The organism is Clavibacter michiganensis (assembly GCF_016907085.1).
In the GTDB taxonomy this organism is placed as follows: Bacteria; Actinomycetota; Actinomycetes; order Actinomycetales; family Microbacteriaceae; genus Clavibacter; species Clavibacter michiganensis_O.
Window position 1 is genome coordinate 2,895,822 of record NZ_JAFBBJ010000001.1, and the last position, 26,293, is coordinate 2,922,114.

30 protein-coding genes are annotated in these 26,293 nt (G+C 73.2%); 10 read left to right on the forward strand and 20 right to left on the reverse strand.

From position 1 onward, the window contains the following. Positions 1 to 59 precede the first annotated feature (59 nt). Both JOE38_RS13755 and JOE38_RS13760 read right to left on the reverse strand, forming a co-directional pair. A complete protein-coding gene (locus JOE38_RS13755) occupies positions 60 to 362 on the reverse strand; it encodes a hypothetical protein (RefSeq protein ID WP_204576782.1) in 303 nt (100 codons plus the stop codon). Positions 363 to 394: 32 nt separating this feature from the next. Next, positions 395 to 775, reverse strand: a complete 381-nt coding sequence (locus tag JOE38_RS13760) for a VOC family protein (RefSeq protein WP_204576783.1) — start codon at positions 773 to 775, stop codon at positions 395 to 397. A gap of 35 nt (positions 776 to 810) precedes the next feature. Here JOE38_RS13760 and JOE38_RS13765 point away from each other — a divergent pair, with 35 nt between their 5' ends. From JOE38_RS13765 to JOE38_RS13775, 3 genes are read left to right on the forward strand one after another with little or no spacing between them, the layout of a single operon-like run. After that, positions 811 to 1,074: a hypothetical protein gene (locus JOE38_RS13765; RefSeq protein ID WP_204576784.1), complete on the forward strand. Its 264-nt coding sequence runs from the start codon at positions 811 to 813 to the stop codon at positions 1,072 to 1,074. Positions 1,075 to 1,087: 13 nt separating this feature from the next. Then, positions 1,088 to 1,708, forward strand: a complete 621-nt coding sequence (locus JOE38_RS13770) for an HD domain-containing protein (RefSeq protein ID WP_204576785.1) — start codon at positions 1,088 to 1,090, stop codon at positions 1,706 to 1,708. Continuing rightward, complete coding sequence (locus tag JOE38_RS13775; protein ID WP_204576786.1) at positions 1,705 to 1,992, forward strand: hypothetical protein; 288 nt, start codon at positions 1,705 to 1,707, stop codon at positions 1,990 to 1,992. Before JOE38_RS13770 ends, JOE38_RS13775 begins: the two co-directional genes overlap by 4 nt. Positions 1,993 to 2,005: 13 nt before the next feature. On the opposite strand, the gene JOE38_RS13780 is transcribed toward JOE38_RS13775, so the two are convergent. The 4 genes from JOE38_RS13780 to JOE38_RS13795 form a co-directional block, all read right to left on the reverse strand. Continuing rightward, entirely contained in the window at positions 2,006 to 3,124 is a 1,119-nt protein-coding gene (locus JOE38_RS13780; RefSeq protein WP_204576787.1) for an acyltransferase family protein, read from the reverse strand. Positions 3,125 to 3,209: 85 nt separating this feature from the next. Then, complete coding sequence (locus JOE38_RS13785) at positions 3,210 to 4,274, reverse strand: sensor histidine kinase (protein ID WP_204576788.1); 1,065 nt, start codon at positions 4,272 to 4,274, stop codon at positions 3,210 to 3,212. After that, on the reverse strand, positions 4,255 to 4,947 hold the full coding sequence (locus JOE38_RS13790; protein ID WP_204576789.1) for a response regulator transcription factor: 693 nt from the start codon (positions 4,945 to 4,947) through the stop codon (positions 4,255 to 4,257). The genes JOE38_RS13785 and JOE38_RS13790 overlap by 20 nt, the downstream gene beginning before the upstream one ends. 51 nt (positions 4,948 to 4,998) lie before the next feature. Further along, positions 4,999 to 5,673: a hypothetical protein gene (locus tag JOE38_RS13795; RefSeq protein WP_204576790.1), complete on the reverse strand. Its 675-nt coding sequence runs from the start codon at positions 5,671 to 5,673 to the stop codon at positions 4,999 to 5,001. Between the two features lie 342 nt (positions 5,674 to 6,015). Here JOE38_RS13795 and JOE38_RS13800 point away from each other — a divergent pair, with 342 nt between their 5' ends. Beyond that, positions 6,016 to 7,464: an MAC/perforin domain-containing protein gene (locus JOE38_RS13800; protein WP_204576791.1), complete on the forward strand. Its 1,449-nt coding sequence runs from the start codon at positions 6,016 to 6,018 to the stop codon at positions 7,462 to 7,464. A gap of 138 nt (positions 7,465 to 7,602) precedes the next feature. Here JOE38_RS13800 and JOE38_RS13805 read toward each other — a convergent pair whose 3' ends face one another. From JOE38_RS13805 to JOE38_RS13820, 4 genes are all read right to left on the reverse strand, one after another. Next, on the reverse strand, positions 7,603 to 9,708 hold the full coding sequence (locus tag JOE38_RS13805; RefSeq protein WP_204576792.1) for a YhgE/Pip family protein: 2,106 nt from the start codon (positions 9,706 to 9,708) through the stop codon (positions 7,603 to 7,605). After that, positions 9,705 to 10,370: a hypothetical protein gene (locus JOE38_RS13810; RefSeq protein ID WP_204576793.1), complete on the reverse strand. Its 666-nt coding sequence runs from the start codon at positions 10,368 to 10,370 to the stop codon at positions 9,705 to 9,707. Before JOE38_RS13810 ends, JOE38_RS13805 begins: the two co-directional genes overlap by 4 nt. After that, on the reverse strand, positions 10,367 to 11,023 hold the full coding sequence (locus tag JOE38_RS13815; RefSeq protein ID WP_204576794.1) for a TetR/AcrR family transcriptional regulator: 657 nt from the start codon (positions 11,021 to 11,023) through the stop codon (positions 10,367 to 10,369). The genes JOE38_RS13810 and JOE38_RS13815 overlap by 4 nt, the downstream gene beginning before the upstream one ends. Positions 11,024 to 11,104: 81 nt before the next feature. Then, entirely contained in the window at positions 11,105 to 12,421 is a 1,317-nt protein-coding gene (locus tag JOE38_RS13820) for an AraC family transcriptional regulator (protein ID WP_204576795.1), read from the reverse strand. A gap of 328 nt (positions 12,422 to 12,749) precedes the next feature. On the opposite strand from JOE38_RS13820, the gene JOE38_RS13825 reads away from it, so the two are divergent. After that, positions 12,750 to 12,953: a hypothetical protein gene (locus tag JOE38_RS13825; RefSeq protein ID WP_204576796.1), complete on the forward strand. Its 204-nt coding sequence runs from the start codon at positions 12,750 to 12,752 to the stop codon at positions 12,951 to 12,953. On the opposite strand, the gene JOE38_RS13830 is transcribed toward JOE38_RS13825, so the two are convergent. The 7 genes from JOE38_RS13830 to JOE38_RS13865 form a co-directional block, all read right to left on the reverse strand. Then, complete coding sequence (locus JOE38_RS13830) at positions 12,946 to 15,966, reverse strand: AAA family ATPase (RefSeq protein ID WP_204576797.1); 3,021 nt, start codon at positions 15,964 to 15,966, stop codon at positions 12,946 to 12,948. The two genes, JOE38_RS13825 and JOE38_RS13830, sit on opposite strands and share 8 nt — an antisense overlap. After that, on the reverse strand, positions 15,966 to 17,132 hold the full coding sequence (locus tag JOE38_RS13835) for an exonuclease SbcCD subunit D (protein WP_204576798.1): 1,167 nt from the start codon (positions 17,130 to 17,132) through the stop codon (positions 15,966 to 15,968). Before JOE38_RS13835 ends, JOE38_RS13830 begins: the two co-directional genes overlap by 1 nt. A gap of 101 nt (positions 17,133 to 17,233) precedes the next feature. Next, positions 17,234 to 18,487 carry an SDR family NAD(P)-dependent oxidoreductase gene (locus JOE38_RS13840; protein ID WP_239544836.1) on the reverse strand — a complete coding sequence of 418 codons (1,254 nt, stop codon included), beginning with the start codon at positions 18,485 to 18,487 and terminating at the stop codon, positions 17,234 to 17,236. Positions 18,488 to 18,588: 101 nt separating this feature from the next. Continuing rightward, positions 18,589 to 19,065, reverse strand: coding sequence for a hypothetical protein (locus tag JOE38_RS13850; RefSeq protein ID WP_204576800.1), 477 nt, complete (start codon positions 19,063 to 19,065; stop codon positions 18,589 to 18,591). After that, the gene (locus JOE38_RS13855) at positions 19,062 to 19,997 is read right to left on the reverse strand and encodes an HTTM domain-containing protein (RefSeq protein ID WP_204576801.1); all 936 of its coding nucleotides are present in this window, start codon (positions 19,995 to 19,997) and stop codon (positions 19,062 to 19,064) included. Before JOE38_RS13855 ends, JOE38_RS13850 begins: the two co-directional genes overlap by 4 nt. Next, on the reverse strand, positions 19,991 to 20,455 hold the full coding sequence (locus JOE38_RS16120; protein WP_374191171.1) for an SdpA family antimicrobial peptide system protein: 465 nt from the start codon (positions 20,453 to 20,455) through the stop codon (positions 19,991 to 19,993). Before JOE38_RS16120 ends, JOE38_RS13855 begins: the two co-directional genes overlap by 7 nt. A 204-nt stretch (positions 20,456 to 20,659) precedes the next feature. Next, positions 20,660 to 21,448 (reverse strand): hypothetical protein, encoded by a 789-nt coding sequence (locus JOE38_RS13865; RefSeq protein WP_204576803.1) that lies wholly within the window; start codon positions 21,446 to 21,448, stop codon positions 20,660 to 20,662. 291 nt (positions 21,449 to 21,739) lie between these two features. On the opposite strand from JOE38_RS13865, the gene JOE38_RS13870 reads away from it, so the two are divergent. From JOE38_RS13870 to JOE38_RS15960, 3 genes are all read left to right on the forward strand, one after another. Then, on the forward strand, positions 21,740 to 22,216 hold the full coding sequence (locus JOE38_RS13870; protein ID WP_204576804.1) for a DUF3151 domain-containing protein: 477 nt from the start codon (positions 21,740 to 21,742) through the stop codon (positions 22,214 to 22,216). A 92-nt stretch (positions 22,217 to 22,308) separates the two neighbouring features. Further along, complete coding sequence (locus JOE38_RS13875) at positions 22,309 to 23,598, forward strand: adenylosuccinate synthase (protein ID WP_204576805.1); 1,290 nt, start codon at positions 22,309 to 22,311, stop codon at positions 23,596 to 23,598. 92 nt (positions 23,599 to 23,690) lie between these two features. Continuing rightward, positions 23,691 to 23,819 (forward strand): hypothetical protein, encoded by a 129-nt coding sequence (locus tag JOE38_RS15960; RefSeq protein ID WP_011931910.1) that lies wholly within the window; start codon positions 23,691 to 23,693, stop codon positions 23,817 to 23,819. A gap of 12 nt (positions 23,820 to 23,831) precedes the next feature. On the opposite strand, the gene JOE38_RS13880 is transcribed toward JOE38_RS15960, so the two are convergent. Further along, the gene (locus JOE38_RS13880; RefSeq protein ID WP_204576806.1) at positions 23,832 to 24,284 is read right to left on the reverse strand and encodes a MarR family winged helix-turn-helix transcriptional regulator; all 453 of its coding nucleotides are present in this window, start codon (positions 24,282 to 24,284) and stop codon (positions 23,832 to 23,834) included. 61 nt (positions 24,285 to 24,345) lie between these two features. On the opposite strand from JOE38_RS13880, the gene JOE38_RS13885 reads away from it, so the two are divergent. Next, positions 24,346 to 24,714: a VOC family protein gene (locus tag JOE38_RS13885; RefSeq protein WP_204576807.1), complete on the forward strand. Its 369-nt coding sequence runs from the start codon at positions 24,346 to 24,348 to the stop codon at positions 24,712 to 24,714. 6 nt (positions 24,715 to 24,720) lie between these two features. Here JOE38_RS13885 and JOE38_RS13890 read toward each other — a convergent pair whose 3' ends face one another. Continuing rightward, a complete protein-coding gene (locus JOE38_RS13890; protein ID WP_204576808.1) occupies positions 24,721 to 25,257 on the reverse strand; it encodes an AAA family ATPase in 537 nt (178 codons plus the stop codon). A 137-nt stretch (positions 25,258 to 25,394) separates the two neighbouring features. On the opposite strand from JOE38_RS13890, the gene JOE38_RS13895 reads away from it, so the two are divergent. Then, positions 25,395 to 25,823 carry a BLUF domain-containing protein gene (locus JOE38_RS13895; protein WP_204576809.1) on the forward strand — a complete coding sequence of 143 codons (429 nt, stop codon included), beginning with the start codon at positions 25,395 to 25,397 and terminating at the stop codon, positions 25,821 to 25,823. Positions 25,824 to 25,859: 36 nt separating this feature from the next. On the opposite strand, the gene JOE38_RS13900 is transcribed toward JOE38_RS13895, so the two are convergent. Next, positions 25,860 to 26,246, reverse strand: a complete 387-nt coding sequence (locus JOE38_RS13900; RefSeq protein WP_204576810.1) for a nuclear transport factor 2 family protein — start codon at positions 26,244 to 26,246, stop codon at positions 25,860 to 25,862. Between the last annotated feature and the right edge of the window lie 47 nt (positions 26,247 to 26,293).

The following is a 26,293-nucleotide window of genomic DNA, read 5'->3' on the forward strand; positions in this document are numbered from 1 at the left end:
CCGAGTTCGGCGTGCGCCTGTTCACGTTCGCGCCGCAGCCGACCTAGCGCGCGATCCGGTCAGGGCCCCGCGACGAGGAGCACGGACGCGAGCAGCGCGGGCACCGCGCCCAGCGCCGCGAACGCGCCCGCGAGGAGCAGCGCGACGTCCGGCCGGGCCGAACGCTCGTCGCGCCGGGCGGATCCGACGAGCAGCCGCGTCGCGAGCGCGACCGCCACGATGCCGCCGAGCGGGATCACCGCGAGCGGCAGGAGGCGCCCGCCCGCGGATCCCCACGCCGGGAGGAACGCGACCGGCACCGCGCACGCTGCCACCGCGAGGGCGACGACGGCGACGACGCGCAGCCGGCGGACGCGGCGCACGGGATCCCTCGGCCCGGCGGGCGGACGCGCGGTCACGCGACCGGCGGCTGGATGAGGTCCCACGGCGCGCCGTACGGGTCCTCGAAGACCGCGACGGTGCCGTACGGCTCGTGACGCGGCTCCTCCCGGAAGACGACGCCGTGCGCGAGCATCCGCGCGTGCTGGGCGGCGAAGTCGTCGGTCTCGAGGAAGAACGCGACGTCGTCCCCGGCCTGCCGGCCCACGCGGTCGGCGTCGTCGCTGAGCGCGAGGACGAATCCCGCCCCCTCGCCCTCCGGTCCCACCACGACGCGGCGCCATCCGGTCGGGCTCGTCTCGTCCTGCCGCACGACGAAGCCCAGCGCGTCGACGAAGAACGCGAGCGCCTCATCGTGGTCGCGGACGAGGTAGGTGACGTCCTTCAGCCGGATCATGCGAGAACCGTATCGGCCGCCCCTACGGTGGATCCGTGACCCGATCCCTGCGCCTCCTGCTCGTCGTCGCGACGGTCGCCGTGGTGGCCGGAGCCGTGACCCTCGGCGTCGGGCTGCTGCAGCCCGCCGCCACCGGCTGGTTCGCGTACGCGCCGCTGTCCGGCGAGTCGTTCGTCCCGACGGGCGTGCACCTGGTCTCGACGGCGGCGCTCGTGTCCGCCGCCGTGCTCGCCGTCGGCGTCGTCGCCCTCGCGCTCTGGTGGGGGATCCGGATCGGCCGCCGTCGTGACGACGCCTGACCGGGATCCGCCCGTGTCACAGTGGTCCATGCGCATCGCCAACTTCCCCGTGCCCGACACGGTCGCCGCCCGCGGGGCCCTCGAGCTCGCGACCTCGTACCAGTCCGCGGCCATCACAGCCCACGCGCTCCGCTCCTGGCTCTGGGCCGAGGGGTTCGCGGTGGTCGAGGGCCTGGCGGACGTGGACCACGAGATCCTCTACGTCTCGGCCGTGCTGCACGACATCGGCACGGTCACGGAGTTCGACGCCCACACCGTCTCGTACGAGCACGCGGGCGGGCATGTCGGCGTCGCGCTCACGGCCGGTGCCGGCTGGCCCGCCGCGAGACGGCAGCGCGTGCTCGACGCGATCGTGCGGCACAACTGGCCGTCGGTGGATCCGGAGCTCGACGTCGAGGGGCACCTCCTGGAGGTCGCCACCGGCCTCGACATCTCCGGCGCCCGGGCCGACGCGCTCCCCGAGGAGTACCTGCGGGAGGTGCTGGCGCTGCATCCGCGCGGCGACCTCGCCGCCGAGTTCGGCGCCTGCGTCGTCGACCAGGCGGAGCGGAAGCCGGCGACGGCCGCGCGTCGCCTCGTCGATGGCGGCGTGATCGCGAAGCTGGCGGCGAACCCGCTCGAGGCGCTCCGATGAGCCGCGCCGGGATGCGCGCGCTGCTGGCCGTGGCGGTGCTCGCGACCGCGGGCGGGGCGATCGCGCTCGTCGTCGCGCTGTCGCAGCCGATCGTCATCGGCTCGTTCGCGGCCGTCGGCCCCGGGAACCCGTTCCGCGGATCCGGCGTGCACTTCCTCACGACCACCGCGGTCGTCGGCGCGATGGTGCTCGTCGCGGGTCTCGCGGGCCTGGCGCTCGCTCTCGGTATCCGGCTGGGCGGGCGCGCCCGTCGCGGCGATCGACCCCCGCGCGCCGACCGCTGAGGGACGCCGCGCCTCACCCCCGCCGCGCCCCGATCAGCAGCCGTCGTCCCGGCACCTCCACCGCGTGGTGCAGGACCAGGGCCGTGAACAGCGCGAGCACCAGCGCGCATGCGGTGAGGATCGCCGCCGCCCACCCGGGCAGTGCCGGCACGGATCCGGGGTAGCCGGCCGCGATGGTCTGCACCACGAGCAGGTGCGCCATGTAGAAGGGGTACGACAGCACCCCGAGCGTCACGAGAGGCCGCGTCGCGAGCACCGTGCGTCGGCCGGCGACGTCCGCCCGGGCCAGCGCCGTTATCAGGAGCGCGAAGCCGACGATGGTGAAGCCGGCGGTCCCGAACGGGCTCGCGGGCCATTCGGCCGACGCCGCGTACCCCGCGACCGCGGCGACGCCCGCGGGGAGGATCCGCGCCCCGCGCCACGCGCCCGTCCGCATCAACAGCGCGAGGGCCGCGCCGAGCAGGAACTCCGGCAGGCGCGTCAGCGGGAACGCGTACCAGAACACGGGCAGGTGCCAGGCGCCCGCGAGGACCGGCCCGACGACCACGGCAGTGGTGAGCAGCACCGCGGCGGCGATCAGCAGGTCGGCCCGCGCGCGGCGGAGCACCGGGATCACGAGCGGGAAGACGAGGTAGAAGAACGCCTCGCACGTGAGCGACCAGCTGACCGGGTTGCCGGCCTGCCACCAGTCGGCCTTCCAGGAGCTGACGAGGAGCGCGTTCGCGACGACCGCGTGCGGGTCGGCGGTGCGGATCGCGGGGATGGTGCTGCCGGCGAGGAGCAGGGCGGCGACCAGGGTGACGAGGTGCACTGGGTAGATCCGCGCGAGCCGGTGGCGCCAGAAGGTCGCGGGGCCGCGGCCCGGCCGGTCGCTCCACGCCAGCACGAAGCCGGAGAGCAGGAAGAACAGCGAGACGCCCGTCGCGCCGCCGCCGAACACGCGCGACATCGCGTCCTGCGCGGGCCCCGAGAAGTACCCTGCGTTGCGCACGTGGTACGCGAAGACGACGAACGCGGCCACCCAGCGGAGGCCCGTGAGCGAGGGCAGGGTCGGGTGGGCGAGCGCGGGATCCGCGCGGGGGCGGGCGCGGGGAGGCGCGAGCGGGATCCGGACTGCGGAGGCGGTGGGCATGCTCCCAGCCCAGCGGCCGGGGTGTTGCGAGAGCGTCTGGCCTGGGCCATACGGTTCCCATAACCGGCCGGCCGCGGGCGCCGGGCTACGCGGGGGCGGCGATCCCGGCGGGCGGCGGGAACGCGACCTCGACGACGAGGCCGCCCGCGGCCCGCGGGACGATCCGCACCTCGGCGTGGTGCGCGTCCGCCACAGCCCGCACGAGCGCGAGCCCCAGTCCGTGGCCGCCCGCGGTCCGCCGCCGCACGCGGTGGAACGGCTCCGTCAGGAGCGGCACGTCCTCCTCGGGCACGACATCGCCCGAGTTGCCGACCTCGAGGACGGCCGACCCGGGGAGGTGGGCGCGTTCGGCGACGCGGACGCGGATCCAGCCGCCCGGCACGTTGTGCACGACCGCGTTGCGGACGAGGTTGCCGACGAGGTGGTCGAGGAGTCGCGCGTCGCCGGTCACGGTGACGGGCGGCAGGTCGGCGGTGACGGTGAGGCCCGCCTGCGCGCACGCCTCCTCCTGCTCGCGGAGGGCGGCGGCCACCCGGGCGGACAGGTCGACGGCCTCGTCGCGCCGCGGCTCGCGGGCGGCGGCCAGCTCGAGGAGCGCGGCGGTGGTGCCGGTCATCGCGTCGACCGTCCGCAGCAGTCCCTCGAGGGTGTCGCGGGTCTCGGGGTCGCGCTCGGTGCGCAGCGCCACCTGGATCATCGTCTTCATCGTCGCGAGCGGCGTGCGGAGCTCGTGCGACGCGTTCGCGGCGAACAGGGCGCGGCTCGTGAAGGCCGCCTCGAGCCGCGCGACCATCCCGTCGAAGGTGTCGGCGAGCGAGCGGATCTCGTCCCGCGGCCCCGCCATGCCGATCCGCGTGTCGAGCGTCGTCTCGTCGACGTCGCGGGCCATGCGGTCGAGCTCCTGGAGGGGGCGGAGCAGGCGGCCGGCGAGGAGCCAGCTGGCCAGCCCGCCGAGCGCGGCGATGACGACGACCGTGCCCGCGGCGACCTGGTAGAGCACGGCGATGTTGGCGCCGTTCATGATCCGCACGGTCGCCTGCACCGCCAGGATCATGGCGATGCCGGTGACGACGATCAGTCCCGTGTAGGCGAGGGCGAGCCGGTTCCGGACGCTCGGCCCGCGTCGCCGCTCAGGACCGCGGGCCGGCATCCGCTTCTCCCACGCGATCGGCGATCCGGTACCCGACGCCCGGCACGGTCTCGATGGGGCCGGGCGCCCCGAGCCGCTTCCGGAGCGTCGAGACGGTGATCCGCACGGCGTTGGTGAACGGATCCGCGTTCTCGTCCCACGCCTTCTCCAGCAGCGCCTCCGCGCTGACCACGCCGCCCTCCGCCTCCATCAGCACGGCGAGCACGGCGAACTCCTTGCGGGCGAGGCGCACGAGGCGGCCGTCGCGGTAGACCTCGCGGCGGAACGGGTCGAGCCGGATGCCCGCGCGCTCCCGCACGGGCGGCCGGGCCGTCGGGGTGCGCCGGCCGAGGGCGCGTAGCCGCGCGGCGAGCTCCTCGAACTCGAACGGCTTGACGAGGTAGTCGTCCGCGCCGAGCTCGAGGCCCGTGACCCGGTCGGCGAGGGCGGCGGCGGCCGTGAGCATCAGGATCCGCGGCGCGTCCGGCGCGGCGACCAGCCGGCGGCACACGTCGTCGCCGTGCATGCCCGGCAGGTCGCGGTCGAGGACCACGGCGTCGTACGCGGTGACGCCGGCCTTCTCGAGCGCCTGCTCGCCGTCGCGCGCCACGTCGACCGCGAACGACTCGAGCCGGAGGCCCTTGGCCACGGCGTCGGCGAGGAGCGGCTCGTCCTCCACCACCAGGATCCTCACGCGCGCTCCGTCCGTCGGGGACCAGTGCACCACACGGATGCGGGCGATCGCCTAGCGGCCGCCGTCCTCAGCCGCGCGCGCCGCCGCCAGCGCCCGGTCGCGCTCCTCGCGCCACGTCGCGCGGTACGGGAACGCCGCGTCGACCGCGTCGCTGCGGATCACCGCGAGGGATGCAGGGGCGAGCGCGGCGACATCCGCCTCGTCGTGGGCGTGCGCGAGCGGGTAGCCGAAGCGGCCGCGGTGGTGCGACAGCCAGAGCACGACGAGGTCGCGGTCGTCGGCCAGGTGCGTCGTGTCGACGTCGCCGCGCTCGTGGCGGGTCACGGTCCAGCCGCCGCCGCGAGCGGGGGCCGCCGTGAAGTCGGGATCGCCCATCCAGCGCCAGCCGTCGCGCCAGCGGCGGGGGCTGCCGTAGGGCGCGCCGGTCAGCGCGTCCGCGAGGGCGTCGGGCGTCCACGGTGCGGGGAACCACGACGTGAGGCTCACCGAGAGCTCGAGCGCCGTGAGGCGGCGGTGGTCGGATCCCGGGGCGGGGAAGCGCGGGCGCTCGAGCGCCACGGCCAGCGCGACGGTCGGCAGCTCGGGCCCGCCGCCGTCGACGAGCGCGAGGTGCGTCTGCAGCATGCGCACGTAGCGCGCGTGCTCCGCCTCGTCGGCGAAGGGCGGCAGCGGGATGCCCGACACGACGGGCGATCCCCAGGGCGCCCGGTCCTCGAGGAATGACATGATCCGACCTCTCCGCGGAGGCCGGCGCGCCCGCCCGACCTGTCTAGCAGGCGGGCGGGCGGCAGCGCGGCCGCACCGACGTCGCCGCCGTGCGGGACGTCGGCGTCGACACACTCGAAGTGGGGGTGGGGTCGTGGACGCCATTCACGTGAAAGGCCTTTCGCTTTCCATCCCGCGATGCTTGTCTGAAATCACTCGGCGATCGCCGACGGACAAGCGACAGGACTTCAGGAAGCCTGCGTTCCGAAGCGGAAGAGATGCGGCCGAGGCGGTGCTGTCCGGCGCGCGAGGTCGCCGACGAGCCGCAATCCGCTCTTCCCTGTCGCGATGAGGGGAAATGAAATGGAATCGACGAACACCTATCTGGGATACGGCTTCAACATATTCGGGAGGCTGGATCTGAGCAGCGGCGTGACCGAGGCGCTGGTGGTGAGCGACGGGAACGTCGTCACGTCTCCGGTCGAGGACGCCGCGACGATCTACAGCCGGGCGTTCAGCCGGCGCGAGGACGTCACGGAGGCGTTCGCCGCGTCCGTGGGCATCTCTGGTTCGGGCTTCGCCTTCGAGGGGGAGTTCAGCGCGAGGTACGGCTCGCAGTCGGAGTCGACCGAGAACAGCGTCTACGGCCTCTACGAGCTGTCGCTGCCGAAGGCGACCACGTCGCTCGTCAACCACGGCCCGGGCGAGCATTCCCGCACCTTCTCCACGGATCCCGACGTCCGACAATTGCCGTCGCGATTCGACGCGACGACCGCCGAGCGCTTCTACCGGGTGTTCCAGCGCTACGGGACGCATTTCGTCTCGATGATCGCCCTCGGCGGCAAGCTCTCCGCCTACACGGTGAGCACGACGAGCGCGACGGTGTCGCAGGCCGATGCCGAGGCGTCGGTCACCGCCCAATACGACGGCTTGTTCTCCACGTCGGCCGAGGCGCATTCGGCCTGGAGCCGGGTCGACAAGGGCTGGGCCGCGAGCAGCCTCACGCGCTACACGATCCTGGGCGGCCAGGCGTCGATCATCGCGTCGATGCCCACGGGCTACGGCGACGACAACGGACCGGCCGTGGCGAAGTGGCTCGACTCCGTGACCGGCGACGATCAGGCCATCACCGACTACAAGCTCACGCGCATCAGCAAGCTGTTCGACAGCGAGGTCGCCGCGGCGGTCGACGACGCGCTCGACGCGTACTTCGCCGCGCTCATCCACGCCACCGTGGTGGGCGTCACCGGCTTCGGCACGACCATCTCCAGCTCCGCCGTCGGCCTCCCCAACGACACCCGGGCCACGCAGCCGGCCTACAGCTTCGGCGCGCTCCCGGACTCGACCGAGCCGTCGTGGGTGTGGTTGCTGCTCTTCGACCCCGACACGCTCGAGTCCGTCCTCGAGGCCGACGTCCCCGGAGCCCGGAAGACGGATCACGGCAAGGCGTACGCGTGCGTGCCGGGATGGGAGGACGTCATCAACGCGGACATCGACGGAGTGCGTGCCCGCCCCGGGCTCGAGAACCCGGTGATGGTGGCGTTGATCGAGTACGGGCAGAACCTGCACGCGATCCCGTCGGCGCTGCAGAACCTGAGCCAGGACTGCTTCTTCGACCTGCAGGGCGCGCACTCCGCGGAGCATCAGGTGATGTCCTTCATCGGCGTCCCCAAGTCGGGGTCGCCGGCCATCGTCACGACCCACTTCGGCGGTGAGCGGGGCAGGTCCGCCACGTCGGTGGGGCAGTACGTGGACGGCAAGCTGGCTGCCACGGACCAGGACGGGGACGTGCTCTCCCCGCTCGCGGACTAGCCGAGGGGTCCGGGTCGGTCACGCGCGCTGACGCGCCATCGTGGCGTCCGATCGGCGACGTGGGCCCCTGCGGTCCACGTCGCCGGTCCGGCCGGCCGCCCGTCCGCTAGCGGACCAGCGGACCAGCGGATCAGCCGATCAGCCGATCAGCGACGGCCGGAGGTCGCGCAGCGTGCGGTGCGACGTGATCCGGATCGCCCCGGCCAGCGCGACCGCGAGCCCCGCGACCAGCCACAGCGCGAGCACGCCCGCATCCTGAGCGGCCTGCCCGAGGTCGCCGCCGTACATGAGCTGGCGGAGCGCATCCACCGCGAAGCTCATCGGCAGCACGTGGTGCAGGGCGGCGAGCGGCCCGGGCAGCGTCTGCCAGGGGAACGTGCCGCCGGCGGTGACGAGCTGCACGACCATGAGCACGAGCCCGAGGAACTGGCCGACGCTGCCGAGCAGCACGTTGAGCGCGAGGATGATGGCCGCGAACGTGATCGAGGCGAGCACCATCGTCCCGTACATCGCGAGCGGGTGGGCGATGCGGAAGCCGAGCGCGCCGGCCACGATCGCGTAGAGGCCGGCCATCTGCACGACGCCGAGGAGCGCGGGCGTGAGCCAGCCGGCGAGCGTGATGCGCAGCGGCGCCTTGCGGGCCGTGATCGCCCGGCGCGACAGCGGCTTCACGATGAGGAACAGGGCGTAGATCCCGATCCACGCGGCGAGGCTGATGAAGAACGGCGCGAGCCCGGCGCCGTACTCGCCCGCCTGCGTGACGGCGTCCTGCCGCAGCGCGACCGGGTCGCCGATCGTGTCGGCCTGCGCGCCGCGCTGGGCCTCGGTCGAGGCGGGGATCTGGTCGAGCCCGGAGTCGAGGCCGTCGCGGAGCTTCGTGGTCCCGTCCTGCAGCGTGCCGAGGCCGGTCGCGAGCTGGGTGGCGCCGTCGGCGGCGGAGTGCGCGCCCGTGGCGAGGGTCGCGCTGCCGTCGGCGGCCTTCGCGATGCCGTCGGCGAGGGCGGGGGAGGCCTTCGCGAGCGCGTCGGCGCCGTCCGCGACCTGGCGGCTGCCGGACGCCAGCGTGCCGGCGCCCTGCGCGAGCGCGGCGGATCCGGTCTGCAGCTTGCCGGCGCCGTCCGCGACCTGGGCGCTGCCCTGGGCGACCTGCTCGCTGCCGGCCGCGAGCTTCGTGAGCTGCGCGCTGAGGCCGTCGGTCTTCGCGGCGGCCTGCGTGATGCCCGTGCCGAGCCCGTCGAGGTCCTTCAGGTCCTGGTCGATCTGGTCCTGCGGGATGCCGGCGGCGGTCATGCGGTCGACGATGGCCGTGCGGATGGCGGGGATCCGCGAGGCGAGGTCGTCGGCGCCCTGCGAGGCGGTGGACCCGAGCGCGGCGATCTGCGCGTTCCCGTCGGCCACCTGTCGCGCGCCCGACGCGACCTGCTGCGCGCCCGGGGTGAGCGCCGCGGCGCCGGCCGAGAGGTCGTCGGCACCGGAGGAGAGCGTCGCCGCACCGGACGCGACCTGGTCGGCACCCGTCGCGAGCTTCTGCGTCTGCGCGGGCAGCTGCGCGGTGCCCGTGCGGAGCTGGCCGAGCCCGGAGGAGAGCGTGTCGGCGCCCGTCGCGAGCTTCCCGTTGCCGTCGGCCAGCGCGTCGGCGCCGGAGCGCGCGGACGCGGTCCCGTCGACGAGCTGCTGCGCGCCCGAGGCCGCGTCGCCGAGGCTCGAGCGCACGTCCGCGAGGCCGAGCAGGAGCTTGCCCGCGGCCTCGGTGCCGACGCGCGAGGCGACCGACTTCGTGATCCGCGCGCCCGCCTGCTGCGCGATCGTGGTGGCGAGGTAGCTGTTCGCGTCGTCGGTGGCCATCACCACGCGGGCCTGCTGCGGATCCGTGCCCGATGCGGATGACAGCGCCGCCGAGAAGCCGGACGGGATGGTCAGCGTGAAGTCGTAGGTGCCGTCCTCGAGGCCCGTGCGCGCCTCGGCGGAGGAGACCTCATGCCAGTCGAAGGAGGCGTCGTCGAGCACGTCCTTCGCCACGTCGGTGCCGTAGTCCACCGGCTTGCCGTCGACCGTCGCGCCCTGGTCGGCGACGACGAGCGCGGCGGGGACCTTGTCGAGGCTGCTGTACGGATCCTGGTTCGCCCAGAGGTACAGGCCGCCGTAGAGCACGGGCACCAGCACGAGCGCGACGAGCGCGATCTTGGACATGGTGGTGGCGGTGAGGCGCGTCAGCTCGGCGCGCACCAGGGGGATGAGTCTCATCGGGTCTGCGTTCCGTCGATCGAGGGGGTGGGTTCGGGGGTGGCGACGGCGTCGTCGACGGGGAGAGCCGCGATGGCCTCGGCGGCGGCCTCGCTCGTCACGACGAGGACGCCGGTGCCGGAGCGCGCGAGGTCGCGGAGCACGCGCATCCACTCGGCGACCGCGCCGCCGTGCCGCTCGGGCGAGGTGACGACGACGGCCTCGACGCCCGCGCGCGAGGCGGCGAGCGTGGTGAGGAGGCGGATCCGCGCGACTGCGGGGATGGCCGAGAAGGGCGCGCGGGCGAGGTCGGCGAGGCCTTGGGTCTCGAGGATCACGCCGACCTCGTGCCGGCCCGAGCGGTGCCCGGCGAGCGCGAGCTCCTCGGCGACGACCGCGCGGAGGGTGACGTCGTCGGCGGGCTCGTTGACCCGCGGGGTGTCGACGAGCGCGACCCGCGCGGCGACGCGCGCGGCGACGCCGTCCGAGTCGTCGCCGTCGAGGCCGATGGACCCGCCGTCGATCCGCATGCGGCCGGACGCGACGAGCGAGAGGACGGTGGGGCGCAGCTCGGTCTCGGCGATCGCGACCACGGGATCCGGGCCGCCGTAGGAGAGCGAGATGGCGGGCAGGGCGGGCGCGGGGCCGTCGCCGACGCGCGCGTCGGTCAGGGTGACGATCACGACGCGGCCTCCGTGCTGCGGGGCGTGACCTCGCGGAGCTCGGGGGTGGCGGCGATGAGCTCGCCCGCCGCGCGCCAGTCGAGGCCGCAGAGGGCGAGCGAGGTGAGGATCACGAGGGAGTGCCCCTCGGCGCGGCCGATGTCGCTGCGGGTCGCCTCGTCGAGCACCGCGAGCGCGCCGCCCTCGATCAGGCGCGCGAGCGTCGGCGCGGGGATGTCGTCGCGCAGCTCGCCCGAGGCGATGCCGCGCTCGACGACGCGCAGCAGCTCGGCCCGGAGCGGCGCCAGCTCGGCGCCGACCTCGCGCGCCAGCGGCCCGCGGACCGCGACCCGGGCCATCACGCGCACCTGCTCGACCTCGGCCCAGAGGCGCGCGCCGATGAGGGCGACGTGGATCCTGCTGTCCTCGTGCGTGATCCCCGCGAGCGCCTCGACCACGCGCCGGGCGCCGCGCTGCAGCACCTCGCGCACCAGGTCGTCGCGCGTGGCGAAGTGGCCGTAGACCGCGCGGCGGCTGAGGCCGGCGGCGGCGGCGATGGTCTCGAGGGAGGCGTCCGGGTCGCGGTCGAGCGCGACCACGGCCGCGTCGACGAGGGCCTGGCGGTTGGTCGCGGCGTCCTTGCGGGGCGCGCGCGGAGAGGCGAGGGAGGTCATGCGACCAGGGTAGTGATCCTGCACACGTGTGTGCAACTTAGCCGGGCGAGCTCCCAGCCCGCGGCCGCGCGCCCGCCCGGGTCAGCTCCGCAGGGTCTCGCTCGGCAGCTCCCCGAAGACGCCCGCGTAGGAGGCCGCGAACCGGCCGAGGTGCGCGAAGCCCCACTGCTCGGCGACGCTGCGGACGGTCGTGGTGGTGGGCGTCGCGTCCAGGAGCTGCGCGCGCACGCGGCGCAGGCGGATCCCGCGCAGGTACTCGGTGGGCGTCTGGCCGTGGTGCCGGCGGAGGGCGAGCTGGAGCACGCGCGTGGAGATGCCGGCGGCGGCCGCGGCCTCGGCGGGCGTGATCGGCAGGTGCGCGTTGTGGTGCAGGTACTCGACGGCCACGCGGATGTGCGCCATGCGCGGCGCGCGCAGCTCGTCCGGCATCTCCACGTCGTCCCACGGGAACAGGCGGAGCGTGGCGCGGGCCAGCGACAGGTCGGCCTCGAGGCGCATGAGGGGGGAGGCGTCGGGATCCGTGATGATCGGGGCCGCGGCGGCGACCGCCTGCCGCCAGACGGCGGCCGTCTCGGCCGTCGGCACGTTGCGGTGCTCGAACAGCAGCGGCCGCGGGGGGCCGTGGTGGAACTCGGTCGCCGTCTGCTCGAGGAAGCCCGCGTCGAGGTGGACGCAGTTCTGCCGGGTGGCGCTCGCCTGGTACTGGAACGGGCGGCCGGTGGGGAAGAGGAAGGGGAGCTGGCCGCGGGAGGTGACGGCACGGGATCCGCGGTCGACCGTGACCTGCCCCTCGAGGAACCAGGTGACCACGTGCTCCGGGCGCTGGGGGCTCTCGGCCCACTGCGTGCCGGCGATGCGCGAGGTGCGCAGCGTCACGCGCTCGCCGCCGAGGACCGCGTAGCGGTAGGAGAAGGAGTTCGTGCGGCGGTCGGGGGCGAAGCGGATCCCCTCGAGGACGGCGCCGAAGCTCGCGGTGGCCTCGTCGATGTCGGCGCCGGACATGACGGCGCGGAGGAAGGGCTCGGTGGACGCGTCGGCGGGGGCGGATGCGGGCGCGGTCGAGGCATCGGCGGGCGCGGCGGGCGCGACCGTCGCGGCCGGCTCCGCATGTGCGTCCTCCGGTGCGGGATCCGCGGTCGCGGTCCCGCGGGAGGTCGCGGCCGCGTCGGCGGCCATGCCCATGGCGGCGGCACCGGCACCGGCGACGAGCGAGAGGGATCCGGTGCCCAGCGAGGAGGTGTCGGGCGTCGCGGGATCCGCGGTGACGCCCGGAGCGGACGCGGCGGTCGGCGACGGCACGACGAGCGACGCGGCGAGCGATGCTCCGGTGTCGGCGTGCGGCGTGCGCGGGCGGTGCGAGGGATCCCTCGTTCCGGCGGGGGTCAGCGTTGTCGTCATGGTTCCTGCGGTCTCTGGGCGTCGATCGTCTCCGCCCTCCCGCTCATCATGCATGGTGCTCGTGCGGCAGGGCCCTTCCGGGGTGCCGGGAGGTGACAGTCATTCGGCACGGCCCCGTCAGAGAGCGGGTCGTCGCTCCGCGGATATCCGGTGAGCGAAAGCGCGTCCCCCGGTCGGTTGCGGCGCCGACGGCCGTCGGCTCCCCGCGCGCGCCCCGGCGGCGCACCGCGGGCGGTCGGCGCACGCACCGGATCCGCACGGCCGCGACGCCTAGGCTCGGGGATCGCGGTCGTCTTCCCACCGCATCCGCACCCCCGAGAGGCGCCGCATGACGAGCGACCGGTCCCTGGCCTTCATCCTGCTGCGCTCGTGCCTCGTGATGGTCGCGCTCGGCGTCGTCACCGTGCAGACCGGCGGCGGCCTCGGCGTCGTGGGCGTGGTCGCGTTCGTCCTCGCGGCGGGCCTCGGCGGCGGCGCGACCTTCTACTGGCGGCGGCACCTCCAGGCGAAGCGGCGCGACCCGTTCAGCTGACCGTCGACGTGAGGGTGGACGACCCGTCCGCCCGGCGCCGGACCTCGATCCGGTCGGCCACGCGCTGCTTGAGCTCCTCGACGTGGCTGACTATGCCGACCGTGCGGCCGTCGGAGGACAGCCGGCCGAGCTCGGACATGACGGCGTCGAGGGTCTCCGGATCCAGCGTGCCGAAGCCCTCGTCGACGAAGAGCGTGCCGAGCTGGAGCCCGCCCGCCTCCGCCTGCACCACGTCGGCGAGGCCGAGCGCGAGGGCGAGCGACGCGTAGAACGTCTCGCCGCCGGAGAAGCTCGCGGGCTCGCGCACGCGGTCGACGACGTGGTCGCGGATCTGCAGCGCCAGACCCGTCTTCCGCGACCTGCTCGTCGCCTCCCGCTCCTCGCTCACCTCCAGCTCGTAGCGGCCGCTCGACATGATCCGCAGGCGCGCGTTGGCGGCCTGCACGACATCCTCGAAGCGGCGCAGCAGCACGTAGGTGCCGAGGGTCGTGCCGCGCGTGTTCTCGGGGGTGACGGCGTTCGCGACCTCGGCCATGCGGATCGCGGCGAGCGCCTGGTCGCCCGCGCGGGCGCTCTCCCGGCGGGCGGCGTCGTGCCGGGCGAGGGCCGTCGCGCTGCGGGCGGCCCGGTCGTGCGCGCGGGTGGCACGTTCGGCGCTGGTGCGCGCGGCGGCCTCGGCGGCGTCGAAGGCACCGCGGGCGGCGTCCGGATCCGGGTGCTCGGCGCCCGTGAGCGACGCGACCTCGGGATCCGCGAGCCCCTCCGCGACGACCGCCTGCTCCCGCTCGTGTGCGGCGACCCGGCGGGCGACGGCCTCGAGCTCCGCCGGTGGGAGGGCCGCGGCGCGCGCCTCCTCCTCGGTCGCGAAGTCGTGGTCGGCGAGCGCCTGCGCGAGCTCCGCGGCGCGCGCGGCGGCATCGGCGGCCGTGCGCTCGCGGGCCCCGGCGAGGGCGATGAGGCTGTCGACGAGAGCGCGTTCGGCGGCGCGGTCGGCGACCAGGGCGGCGACGCGAGGGGCGTCGGCGGTGTCGGACTCGTCGGCCTCGTCGATCGCGTGCCCGTCCGCGTCCCGCTCCGCGAGCACCGCACGCACGGCCGCCTCGTCCTCCGCCCGGAGCTCGCGCGCGCGGACCACGCGCTCCCGCAGCCCGGAGAGGGCCGCCCGGGCGTCGTCGCGGCGGGCGCGGATCCGCTCGGTCTCGGCGTCGTGCGCGACGACCGCGGCCTCCGCCGCCCGGAGCGCGCCGCCGGCCGCCTCGGCCTCCGCGAGGCGCGCGGCGCGCGAGGCGACCTCGGCGTCGGCGGTCTCCGCGGTGATCCCGCCCAGCGCCGCCTCGGCGACCTCGTGCCGCGCGGTCGCCGCGGAGAACGCCGCCGCCGCGTCGCCCTGCGCCCGCTCGGCCCGGGCGCGCGCGTCGGCCGCCCGCTCGATCTCGTCGTCGTCCGGGTGCCCGGGGGCGCTCGGCGCGGGATGCGGGTGGTCGGTCGCGCCGCACACCGGGCACGGCGCGCCGTCCTCCAGCTCCCGGGCCAGCTCCCCGGCGAGCCCGCGGATCTTGCGCTGCCGCAGCTCCGCCTCGTGGCGCACGGCGGTCGTCACCGCCGCCGAACGCGCGTCGAGGGCGTCCCGAGCCGCGCGGATCCGCGCCGCCAGCTCCTCGAGCTCCGTCACGCGCTGCCGGGTCGCCACCGCGTCCGCGACCGCGGCGCGCGCCGCATCGACCCCGCCCGCCGCATCCGCCGCGGCGTCCCGGGCCTCGACCAGCGGGACCCGCCCGGCCGGCCGCTCCGCGAGCGCCGCCTCCGCCTCGGCGGCCGCGGCCTCGCGCTCCGCTACCGCGTCCTCGGCGGCCCGCACGTCGGCGCGACGGCGGGGCAGCCCGCGCTCGCGCGCCTCCGCGTCGGCCAGGGTGGTCAGCTCGGCGACGAGCGCGTCGCGCCGCTCGGCCAGCGCCGATGCGGTGGCATCTACCAGCGCGGGCCGCTCCTCCCTGCATGCCGCGCGGGCCGCGTCGTCGGCGTCCTCGGCGGCGGCCCGCGCCGCGTCCGCCCGGTCGCGCCCGACCAGCTGACCCCCGACCGCGGCCGCCCGCCGGGCCACCTCCGCGCGCCGCGCGAGCCCGGCGACCTCCTCGGCCTCGGCGCGCACGGCCGCCTCGCGCGCGATCAGCGCGCGTCGTCGATCGAGCCCCCGCGACACCCGCTCCGCGTCCGCCAGCGCGTCGGCCGCGTCGATCCGCGCCCGCTCGTCCTCGGCGCGCGCCTGCTCGGCCGCGTCGGCGAGCTCGACCAGCAGCCGCACGGTGTCCGCGGCGTCGGCGACCTCGAGCGCATCCACCCGCGTCGCCTCGCGCAGCCCGGTGAGCGCCTCGGCGACCCTGGCGTCGGCGGCGTCGGTGCGCGCCTTCGCGGCCGTGCGCATCTCGGCGAGCTGCCTCGCCGTGGCGTCGTAGACGGCCGTGCCGAACAGCGACTGCAGCACGAGCCGCCGCTGCTCGCCCGTCGAGCGCAGGAACTCGGCGAACTCGCCCTGCGGCAGCACGACCGTCTGCACGAACTGCGCGCGCGTGAGCCCGACGATGCGCGCGATCTCCGTGCCCACCTCCTGCGTGCTGGTGCCGATCACCTCGCCCGCGTCGGCGTCCGGCGACGACAGCCGCACGAGGGTCGCGGTCGCGTTCTGGTTCGTGGTGCCCGTGCCGCTCCTCTTCGGGCGCTGGTGCTGAGGGCTCCGGCGCACGCGGTGGATCCCCGCGGCCGTCTCGAACACGAGCTCCACGTACGGCTCCACGCCGGGCGCCGCGTGGTGGCTGTGCAGCCGGTCGCGGCTCGACCCGTCGCTCGCGAGTGACCCGTAGAGCGCGAAGACGACGGCGTCGATGAGCGTCGACTTGCCGGATCCGGTGGGCCCCTCGAGCAGGAACAGCCCCGACCGGCCGAGCTCGGCGAAGTCGATGACGTGCTCGCCCGCGAACGGACCGATGGCACGCAGGGTGAGGCGGTGCAGGTCCATCAGGCGCTCCGGTCCGCGGCCAGGGCCTGCTCGTACGCCTGCCGCAGCACGAGCGCCTCGGCCTCGGTGGGCGGCGCCCCGGTCGCGTACGCGACGAAGTCGGCGGCGACCTCGAGCGGATCCGTCGTGGCGTCGACCACGCGCGACCGCACGCCCTCGACGCGCCCCGCCGGCTCGTGCAGCACGACGAGCGCGTGCGGCAGCGCCTCCCGCACGCGCGCGACGAGGTGCGGCGGGTGCACGGGATCGGTGACGCGCACGCGCAGCCACGCATCCGCGAGGGCGGCGTGCCGGCCGTCCGTGATCTCCGCGAGCGTCCCCGCGACCTCCGCCAGGCGCCGCGGCACGGGCGCGGGGATCAGCTCGACCGTCGTGGATCCGTCGGCCGCCAGCTCCACGAGCGCGCTCGACTTCCGCTGCATCCGCTCCCCGAACGAGTAGGCGAGCGGCGAGCCGCTGTATCGGATGACCGGCCGCGAGGATCCTGCCGCCCGCACCTCCTGCGCCCCGTGCAGGTGCCCGAGCGCGACGTAGTCCGCACCCCGGAACACCGACGCCGGCACCTGGTCGAACCCACCCACGCGGATGTCCCGCTCGCTCTCGCTCGGCGCCGCTCCCGTGACGAACGCGTGCGCCACGACGACCACGCGCGCCTCCGGTCGTCCGGCGGCGTCGGCGCGCACCCGGTCCATCGCGGCGCCCAGCACGGCCTCGTGCGAGCGCGGCAGGGGAGGGGCGCCGGCGGCGGCGAGCGATGCGCGCACGGCGTCCGGATCCAGGTACGGCACCCCGTAGAACGCGACCGGGCCGTCGGCGTCCTCGAGCACCACGGGCACGTCGAGCGACTCGACCGACGCGAGGATCCGCAGCCCGTCCCGCAGCAGCGCCGACGCGAACCCGAGCCGCGCGGCCGAGTCGTGGTTGCCCGGCGTGACGATGACGGTCGCCAGCGCGCTCAGCCGCGCGAGCGCGTCCCCGAGCAGCCGCACGCTGGGCACGCCCGGCACCGCGCGGTCGTAGACGTCGCCCGCGACGAGCACGACGTCGACCTCCCGCTCGAGCACGACGTCGACGAGGTGGTCGAGGAACGCGGCGTGATGCGCGTGCAGGTCCTCGCCGTGGAGGGTGCGCCCGAGGTGCCAGTCGCTCGTGTGGAGGATGCGCACGCGGGTCCTTCCGTGGGGCTGCCGGCGGTGCCCGTCACGCTACCGGAGGGCGCCGACAGGGCCGGGCCGGCCGGCGCCAGCGGTCGCGCGGATCCGGCGTGCTAGCTGTCGCCCGCGTCCTTCTTCCCGTGCGCCGCGACCGACACGTCCTCCCACTTCCGCCATGTCTCGAGCCGCGACGCGTAGTCCTTCTCCGCGATGGCGAGCGGGCCGTCGCCGAGGAAGATGCGCAGCGGCGGCTCCTCCGCGTCGACGATCGCGAGGATCGCGTCGCGCGTCGCCGTCGGGTCGCCCGGCGTCGTCGTCTTGTAGCCCTCGGCCCGGCGCTCGCGCATGCCGTCGTAGGCCGGGATCGGCTCGCTGCGCTTGGCGGAGGATCCCGACCAGTCGGTGCTGTAGCCGGCGGGCTCGACGAGCGTCACGTGGATCCCGAACTCCGCCACCTCAAGCGCCAGCGACTGGCTGAGGCCCTCGAGCGCCCACTTCGACGCGTGGTAGATGCCCGTGTTGGTGAACGCGCTGATCCCGCCGATGCTCGAGACCTGCACGATGTGCCCGGATCCCTGCGCGCGCATGATCGCGACGGCGGCCTGCGTGATCCACAGCGCGCCGAACACGTTGGCCTCGAACTGGCCGCGCGCCTCGTCCTCGGTGATCTCCTCGATCGCGCCGAACTGGCCGAAGCCCGCGTTGTTGACGACGACGTCGAGCGAGCCGAAGCGCTCCGCCGCCCGCTGCACGGCGGCGATGCCGGCATCGCGGTCGGTGACGTCGAGACGGATGGGGAGCACGGCGTCGCCGTGCCGCTCGACCAGCGCGTCGAGGGTGGAGGTGTCGCGGGCCGTCGCGGCGACGCAGTCGCCGCGCTCGAGCGCCGCCTCCGCCCACTCGCGGCCGAAGCCCTTGGATGCTCCGGTGATGAACCAGGTCGTCATGGGGATGTCCTCTCGTCGGTACCCCTCCATCCCCCTCCGCGCACGCTGGGAGTGGGCTGACAGCGCGGAGCGCGTCGGTCCGCCCGGCCGCGTCCGCGCGCACCCGCTCCAGCGCGGCGCCCAGAACGGCCTCGTGCGAGCGCGGCGGGGGAGGGGCGTCGGGGGCGTCGCGCGCACGGCGTCCGGATCCAGGTACGGCACCCCGTAGAACGCGACCGGCCCGTGGGCGTCGTCGACGACCACGGGCTCGTCGAGCATCTCGACCGACGCGAGGATGTGCAGCACGTCGCGCAATAGCGCTGACGCGAATCGGAGCCGCGCGGCCGAGTCGTGGTTGCCGGGCGTGCCGATGACGGTCGCGAGCGCGCTCAGCCGAGCGAGCGCGTCGCCGAGGAGCCGCACGCTGGGCACGCCGGGCATCGCCTGGGGCTAGGCATCCAGCCCGCTATCGCCGTCCGGTTCATGCGCCGTCGGGTGAGAAGACGATCCTCGGAGGCATCCTGCGAAGCCCACTGGTGGCACTACTCTGGCGTCCCTCGTGCGTTCATCCGCTGCCTGATCGCGGCCACCACGGCATCGGGGTCGGCGCACTGAACCACGTACTCGTGGCCGGCGCGCGTGATGATGACCGCTGCTGGCATGTTGCCGATGATGAGCCCCGTTCCCCCTGGGCGCCAACGAAGCCCGAAACCCCCGAACCGCACCCAGCTCGATCCCTCTACCTTGGCCGTCTCCACATCTGCGAACGCGATGGAACGGTGCCAGATCGGGTAGAAGCGCAAGTCGATCTGGTCGGCGACGTTCACCCGGACCGACGCCGTGATGAGCAGCAGCCCGACTACCAAGACGAGGACGCCGGGCGCCATCGTCAGGACAGCCCGCCCCGAGCCGATCTGGCCTGCGAGAAACAGCGTCAACGCGACGAAGCCTCCGAAGCTCGCTACCAGTAGGCCCCCTATCACCCTCATCCACATCGGTGTTCTCGTGACGTCCGTCATGCGCATATCTCCTGTTCTCGAGTCGTACTGGCGGTTGAATCTCGACGCAGTTCAGGCGACCAGCCAATCGGAACGACGAGCAGCAGCAGGGCAGCCCACATCACTATCGCAAAGCTTGAGACGCCCAGGATCACCCAGATCCCGAGGTGGAAGGCCAGGGCGACAGGCAGTAGTACCCGGACACGGAAGAGGGTGGGAAGGAAGACGCAGATGGCCAATGACATCTCAAGGACGAGTGTCCCCCACGTGAGCGCGGCTACTAGAGGCGCTTGCGCGGTGATCCAGTCCACGGCCGGTCGGAGCGGAGACGGTGCTCCGAAGACGCTGTTGCGCACCCAATAGAACAGAGCCGTTCCATTGGCCCACTCTTCGCTGCCGAACTTGCCTAGACACGCGATGAAGTAGACGACTGCGATCTGGAGCTTGATGAGCCAGAGGGCTGAATTCGCGATGATGACCCTCCCGCCCAACAGGCCGGTGGATCGATCGGTCGTCCAAGGATTCGCCCTCCAGTCGGTCACGCTGACGGGGATGAGGAGCAAGCCCAGGATGCCAGCGAGTTGATCCCCTCCGTCCGGCGAGGCGCTCGTGAGAGGCAGTGCGATCAACGCGAGAGCCAGCGGCACAGCGGTAGCACTCGGAAACCAACCGATCGCGAACAGGAAGCAGAGAAGCCCGGCGGTGAGTTGGCCGATGGGGATCAGATCGCTTGGCAGCCAACACGGCCAGGCGAGCCACGCAAGCCCGTCTGCGCAGCGCGCTGCGAGTTCTCCGTCGCGCGGCGTGAAGAGTACATTCGCCGGTGTCATGAGATACGTCGATCCGGCACTCAGGGCGAGCAAGGCTCTAGCGATGGTCACCGTGCGCGTCCATGGCACCGGGAGCTCCAAGATGCCGCCCCATTTGATGAAGGTCAAGATCCTGGTCAGCATGTCACGTCCACGTGTAGTGCTTCCCTCTCCTCCGGCGCCGCGTTGAGGTTTCGCCATTCCCATGGGACCGGTTGCGAAGCCACAAGGAGCGTCGAGCCACACAGGGTTGGGCGATTGAGTCCATTTCGGACCTGGATTGCCGTGGTCTCCTCGACTGCCCGGCACTCGTCGGCGTTCGCGCACTTCGTCCATCGCTGCTCGTCGACTCCTTGAAGGAATCCGGCGATCTCGGCACCTTGTGAGCGCCCAGCTCGGTCGAGCCCGAAGGCCCACCGTGCTGATGCGCCCACCGGAAGGGACTCTCGCACGAGAGTGTCGTCGTCGAGGACCTTGTAAGGGACGATGAACTCGCTATGCACGTCTTTCGTGAAGAAAGCCCACCCTTGCGGAGCTAGCTGCTTGGATAGGTGGGCGAATTCATTTCTCGCGGGGAGTATGAGCGCGGGTGTGAATCCCACTGCGCCCTCGAAGACGTAGAAGGCAAGAAGAAAGCATGTCGCGGCCCCCGCTAGCGCGCCGACCCGAGAGGCGTGCGCTCGTTTGCCGTTGTTCCAGGAGATGCCCGGCAATCAATTACCGAACTCGTCAATGATCCCGGCGACTACTCCTGGGGAGAACCGCTCGCCGCTCTTCTCCTTACTCAGTGAGTCTTTGGTGGACACCTAATTGTACTGGTAAGCGACATTCTGCCCGGCAGCCACGTTGTATCCGAGCGCGATGTTCACTCCGAGCGCGTAAGTAGCCACTGCTATGGCCACCACAGCGATCACGACACCCGCTGCAACGACGACGAAGGTTCCGCAGTCTGTGCCGATTTCTCCCGGCACGTAGGTCTTCTCGGAGGAGGCGGATTTGACTGCGGCTGCCATGGTCGGCGTAGTGAGCATCTCGTCGTAGGCCTTCGTGAGCCCGGTCTGCACGACGACCGGATCTCCCGCAGTGACCGTTGAGCCGAGGTGCGCGAAGTACTGCGGATCGCTGGATGTCAGCTCGTGCTCGATGCGTCTGACTGTCGCGACGGACGTGCTTGTCGTCGCAGCGGCAATCAGCTTGTCGATCTCTTCAGAGCTCAATGTCGAAATCTCAGCATTTTTCAACAGGGACCTGGTGTGACTGCCGCCCTGCAGGAAGAACAGGCTCTCAAAGAGGTCGCGGCCGCGCTGTGCGTCTGTCGTCCGCCCGGTGCTCGAATTGGGAGCAGCCGTCGCGCTGGGAGTGGTCATAGTCGTGACTGCGGAGCAGCCCAGGACCGTTGCGACTGCTACGATCAGGGCAAAGGATCTTCTGTGCATCTTCGCGATCTCCCTTTGTGATGCGCTGGACGGGAAGCGAGCATCGACATTTCCGCAGTCCGACAAATATTCGGAATGCGCGGAATTCGACAGGGCGACAGGATGCGGAGCCATGTCCAGGCGGTGTTCGGAGTGGCAGCGCCACTGCGCTGTCTCCAAGTGCGTTCAGTATGAGGTAGGGGCGCACCTTCCGCAAGGGTTTTTTGCTTGCGCTCCAGATTTGTTTCCCATGCTGAATACCGTCGATTGGGCAGGTTTTCTTGAATCGATGGCCTGCGTTCATCACGGGGCAGAAGATATGTTGATCGCCGTCACTCGAGGTGGCGGTCCCTCGTGAGGAAATCCGCCTCTGGAGCTTGGCGCGCGTCGGCCCGGCACGGGCCGGCACAGGCCGGGCCGAGGGGCGCGAGGCACATCGGGAGCCGCGGGACCGCCTTGGTAGGATCGAGTGTGACTGGAGAGAACCTGCTCGGCGTGCCCGAGACGCGCCTGGCCGACGAGCCCGAGGTCGCCGCCCGCATCCAGAATGCCGACGGCGATCACGACACCCTCGGCGCCATCGCCGCCGACCACCCGCAGTCGTCGCTCGTCTGGGCGCTGCTCGCGGACTCCGCGTACGTGCAGGGCGACCGCATCGCCTCCTACTCCTTCGCGCGCGTCGGCTATCACCGCGGCCTCGACTCGCTGCGGAAGTCCGGCTGGAAGGGCCAAGGCCCCGTGCCGTGGAGCCACGAGCCGAACCGCGGCGTCCTCCGCTCCCTCTACGCGCTGCGCCGCGCGGCCGCCGCCATCGGCGAGGAGGACGAGGTCTCGCGCCTCAGCGCCTTCCTCCGCGACGCGGATCCCACGGCCGCTGGCCACATCGAGGCCGCGACCGCCGGGGCGCTCCCGCCCACGGAGGCCATCGTCATCCGCGGCCAGGACTGATCCACGGCACCACAGCAACGCCCGCACCACCGCACGACCCGCACGCCACCCGATCCAGACCCGACCGACCCGCCCCCGACGAGGAGTGAGCCATGCCCGCAGTAGTGATCATCGGAGCCCAGTGGGGTGACGAGGGCAAGGGACGCGCGACCGACCTCCTCGGCAGCCGCGTCGACTACGTCGTGAAGTTCAACGGCGGCAACAACGCCGGCCACACCGTCGTCGTCGGCGACGAGAAGTACGCGCTGCACCTGCTGCCGTCGGGCATCCTCACGCCGGGCGTCGTGCCCGTCATCGGCAACGGCGTCGTCGTCGACATCGAGGTGCTGTTCCATGAGCTCGACGCGCTCGCCGCCCGCGGCGTCGACGTCTCCAAGCTCCGCGTCAGCGCCAACGCGCACGTCATCACGCACTACCACCGCACCATCGACAAGGTCACGGAGCGCTTCCTCGGCAAGCGCCAGATCGGCACCACCGGCCGCGGCATCGGGCCCACGTACGCGGACAAGATCAACCGCGTCGGCATCCGGATCCAGGACCTCTTCGACGAGAACATCCTCCGCCAGAAGGTGGAGGCGGCCCTCGACGCCAAGAACCACATGCTCGTCAAGATCTACAACCGCCGCGCCATCTCGGCCGAGGAGATCGTCGAGAGCCTGCTCTCCTACGTGGAGCGCCTGCGCCCCATGGTGGGCGACGCGTCGCTCGAGCTGAACGCCGCGCTCGACGAGGGCAAGACCGTGCTGTTCGAGGCCGGCCAGGCCACCATGCTCGACATCGACCACGGCACGTACCCGTTCGTCACGTCCTCCAGCGCCACGTCCGGCGGCGCGGCCACCGGCTCGGGCGTCGCGCCGAACCGCCTCGAGCGGATCATCGCGGTCGTCAAGGCGTACACGACCCGCGTCGGCGCCGGCCCCTTCCCCACGGAGCTGAACGACGAGTCGGGCGAGTACCTGCGCGCCAAGGGCTTCGAGTTCGGCACCACCACGGGCCGCCCGCGTCGCTGCGGCTGGTACGACGCGCCCATCGCGCGCTACACGGCCCGCATCAACGGCGTCACCGACTTCGTGCTCACCAAGCTCGACGTGCTCTCGGGCCTCGCGACCATCCCGGTCTGCGTCGCCTACGACGTCGACGGCGTGCGCCACGACGAGGTGCCCGTCTCGCAGTCCGACTTCCACCACGCGACCCCCATCTACGAGGAGTTCCCGGGCTGGCAGGAGGACATCACCGGCTGCCGCCGCTTCGAGGACCTGCCGAAGAACGCGCAGGACTACGTCACGGCCATCGAGCGCATGAGCGGCGCCCGCATCTCCGCCATCGGCGTGGGCCCGGAGCGCGAGCAGGTCGTCGTGCTGCACGACCTCCTCGAGGCCTGACCCTGATCCACGACGGCTGGGCCGACGACGCCCGCCTCGGCACGGACGCGTCGGACCTCGCGCGCTTCCTCAGCCGCGCCGACGCCCGCACCATGAACCGCGAGCGCCTCCAGGCGGATCTCGACATGGGCCAGGAGCAGTACGTGGCGGCGTGGCGCGAGCTGCACCGCTTCGGGTACGTGTCGTCGGCGGAGCTCAGGCGGCTCGTCGTCGAGCGGTGATCTGCTAGCGGGTCATGCCCCACCATCGCGTAGCGACCGCACCATGCCGCGGAGGATCCGCGTCGCCGCGTCGCGGTCGGCCTCGCTGAGGTCGCCGAGCATCCTCAGCTCCACCGCGCGCACGGCCGCGCTCGCCTTCGCCAGCTGCCGGCGGCCCGCCGCGGTGAGGCGCGTCGGCTGCACGCGGCCGACCGCCTCCTGCGCCGGACGGGTGACGATGCCGTCGCGCTCGAGGGTTTGCAGCAGCACGTTCATGGACTGCCGCGTCACGAAGGCGCCGCGGGCGAGGTCGGAGTTCGAGGAACCGGGCCGCTGGGCGAGGAGCTCCAGGCACGAGTAGTGGGTGATCGTCATGCCGAGGGGCCGCAGCGCCTCCTCCATGGCGGCGCGCAGGGCGCTCGCGGCCTCCTTCAACAGGTAGCCGAGCGAGGTCGGGAGGTCGATGCCGTCGGCGCCTTGACTCATGTCAGCATTCTGACATACGCTCCTTCATGTCAGGCATCTGACATCGAACACAGGAGGCACCATGCCCGTCACCGGCCCCGACTTCATCTCGCTCCAGGTCACCGACCTCGACGCCTCGCGCGCCTTCTACGAGCGGTTCCTCGGCCTCGTCCGCTCGCCCGCCGGACCCCCGCACGCCGTGGTCTTCACCACGACGCCCATCGCGTTCGCGCTCCGCGACGTGGTCGCCGGCACGGACATCGCCAGGACGCCGCAGCCCGGGATCGGCGCGGCCCTCTGGCTGCATGCGACCGACGTGCAGGGGATCCACGACGCGCTCGTCGCGGACGGCCACCGCATCGTCACCGCGCCCTTCGATGGGCCCTTCGGCCGGACGTTCGCGTTCGCGGACCCCGACGGCTACCAGGTGACGCTGCACGACCGGGCCTGACGAGGATCAGGCGCCAGGCGCTCCCGCGAGGACGGCCTCCGCGATCCGATCCGCCGCCTGCTCCGGCGTGATGCGCGACGTGTCGACCACCTCCGCCTCGGCGTGCAGCCAGGTGCGCGCCGCCTCCGCGTACGGCTCGACGCGGGAGAAGCGGAAGGCCGACGGACCGACGTCGAGGTCGTGCTGGATGCGGTCGCGGAGGGTCGCGGTGTCCGTGTGCAGCACGAAGTGGCGGATGGGGACCCCGTGCGCGGCGAGGCCCCCGCTGATCTCGCGCCAGTACCCCTCGACGAGCACCGTCATGGGCATCACGAGCGTGCCGCCGGCATAGTCGAGCACGCGGCGCGCGGTCTCGACGACGAGCGGCCGCCACGGCGTCCAGTGCTGGAAGTCGTCTAGCTGCGGGAGCGGCGGCCGGATGTCCATGAGCACCTCGCCGACCTTCTCGGCGTCGAGGACGCGGCTGTCGGGGATCCGCTCCTGCACGAGCCGCGCCGTCGTCGTCTTGCCCACGCCGTGCGTCCCGTTCAGCCAGATGATCATGGCCGGAGGCTAGCGGCGGCGCGGCGCGCGCGGCATCCGCCGGGCGACGTATCCGGCCGCGTCATGGTCGCCGTCGCGCCGGAGGACCAGGCTGGAGGGGCGGCGGGGACCCGGCCCCGCGCACGCGGAAGGACCCCATGCTCTGCATCGTCTACTCCAGCACCGCCGAGCGGTCCTTCGACGACGTCGACCTCGCCCAGCTCCTGGCGCAGAGCCGGGCGACGAATGAGGCCCATGGGCTGACGGGCCTGCTCGTCCACCGGCAGGGGCGCTTCCTCCAGTTGATCGAGGGCGAGGAGGAGGACGTCCGGGAGCGCATGGCCGCGATCCTCGCCGACGACCGCCACGGGCGCATCTCCACGCTGATGGAGGAGCGCATCACCGAACGGCAGTTCCCCGACTGGACGATGGGGTTCGCGCGCTACGACGCCCGCGTCGCCGAGCGAATCCCCGGCTACCGCGCGTCCTTCGAGGACCTGGAGGGCGACCGTCCGGACGACGCCATCCGGCCCGCGCTCCGCGAGCTCATCCGGTGGTTCCAGGAGGACACCGGCCGGCTGTCCTGAGGGTCGCGGTCTGCCGGCTGTCGGGGATCCGCTCCCTTACGCCGTGGGCCGGGACGCGCGCTGGCGGTCGAAGGCGGCGCGGATCGGCGCCGTGTCGTAGACGATGTGCAGCTGCGCGATCCGGCCCTCGTCGTCGAGCTCGGCGACGTCCACGACCGTGAAGGGCGCGGGATCGCCGTTCGCGAGCACCCACGCGAAGTCGAACCAGAACGCGACGGTCGGGGTGCCCTCGTCATCGGCGCGCATCACCCGCCGCAGGGTGAGGCGCGATGCCGAGGTGTCGGCGAACAGCGCGGGGTAGAAGTCGGTGGCCGGGAGCGTGCCGTAGAGCGGCGAGTGCACGACGCCGCCGGGCGCGAACAGGGAGATCGCGGCTGCGGGATCCGCGTCCTCGAGGGCCTGGAGGTATCGGGTCACCAGCATGGGCGCGAAGGTACCAGAGGCGGCAGGGGCGGCCCGCGGCACCGGCG

Bases quoted from the DNA above. Each gene is read 5' to 3' on its own strand.
- JOE38_RS13760 (WP_204576783.1), bottom strand. From the start codon at position 775: ATGATCCGGCTGAAGGACGTCACCTACCTCGTCCGCGACCACGATGAG.
- JOE38_RS13775 (WP_204576786.1), top strand. From the start codon at position 1,705: ATGAGCCGCGCCGGGATGCGCGCGCTGCTGGCCGTGGCGGTGCTCGCG.
- JOE38_RS13780 (WP_204576787.1), bottom strand. From the start codon at position 3,124: ATGCCCACCGCCTCCGCAGTCCGGATCCCGCTCGCGCCTCCCCGCGCC.
- JOE38_RS13785 (WP_204576788.1), bottom strand. From the start codon at position 4,274: ATGCCGGCCCGCGGTCCTGAGCGGCGACGCGGGCCGAGCGTCCGGAAC.
- JOE38_RS13795 (WP_204576790.1), bottom strand. From the start codon at position 5,673: ATGTCATTCCTCGAGGACCGGGCGCCCTGGGGATCGCCCGTCGTGTCG.
- JOE38_RS13800 (WP_204576791.1), top strand. From the start codon at position 6,016: ATGGAATCGACGAACACCTATCTGGGATACGGCTTCAACATATTCGGG.
- JOE38_RS13805 (WP_204576792.1), bottom strand. From the start codon at position 9,708: ATGAGACTCATCCCCCTGGTGCGCGCCGAGCTGACGCGCCTCACCGCC.
- JOE38_RS13815 (WP_204576794.1), bottom strand. From the start codon at position 11,023: ATGACCTCCCTCGCCTCTCCGCGCGCGCCCCGCAAGGACGCCGCGACC.
- JOE38_RS13820 (WP_204576795.1), bottom strand. From the start codon at position 12,421: ATGACGACAACGCTGACCCCCGCCGGAACGAGGGATCCCTCGCACCGC.
- JOE38_RS13825 (WP_204576796.1), top strand. From the start codon at position 12,750: ATGACGAGCGACCGGTCCCTGGCCTTCATCCTGCTGCGCTCGTGCCTC.
- JOE38_RS13830 (WP_204576797.1), bottom strand. From the start codon at position 15,966: ATGGACCTGCACCGCCTCACCCTGCGTGCCATCGGTCCGTTCGCGGGC.
- JOE38_RS13840 (WP_239544836.1), bottom strand. From the start codon at position 18,487: ATGCCCGGCGTGCCCAGCGTGCGGCTCCTCGGCGACGCGCTCGCTCGG.
- JOE38_RS13850 (WP_204576800.1), bottom strand. From the start codon at position 19,065: ATGACGGACGTCACGAGAACACCGATGTGGATGAGGGTGATAGGGGGC.
- JOE38_RS13855 (WP_204576801.1), bottom strand. From the start codon at position 19,997: ATGCTGACCAGGATCTTGACCTTCATCAAATGGGGCGGCATCTTGGAG.
- JOE38_RS13875 (WP_204576805.1), top strand. From the start codon at position 22,309: ATGCCCGCAGTAGTGATCATCGGAGCCCAGTGGGGTGACGAGGGCAAG.
- JOE38_RS15960 (WP_011931910.1), top strand. From the start codon at position 23,691: ATGAACCGCGAGCGCCTCCAGGCGGATCTCGACATGGGCCAGGAGCAG.
- JOE38_RS13880 (WP_204576806.1), bottom strand. From the start codon at position 24,284: ATGAGTCAAGGCGCCGACGGCATCGACCTCCCGACCTCGCTCGGCTAC.
- JOE38_RS13885 (WP_204576807.1), top strand. From the start codon at position 24,346: ATGCCCGTCACCGGCCCCGACTTCATCTCGCTCCAGGTCACCGACCTC.
- JOE38_RS13890 (WP_204576808.1), bottom strand. From the start codon at position 25,257: ATGATCATCTGGCTGAACGGGACGCACGGCGTGGGCAAGACGACGACG.
- JOE38_RS13895 (WP_204576809.1), top strand. From the start codon at position 25,395: ATGCTCTGCATCGTCTACTCCAGCACCGCCGAGCGGTCCTTCGACGAC.
- JOE38_RS13900 (WP_204576810.1), bottom strand. From the start codon at position 26,246: ATGCTGGTGACCCGATACCTCCAGGCCCTCGAGGACGCGGATCCCGCA.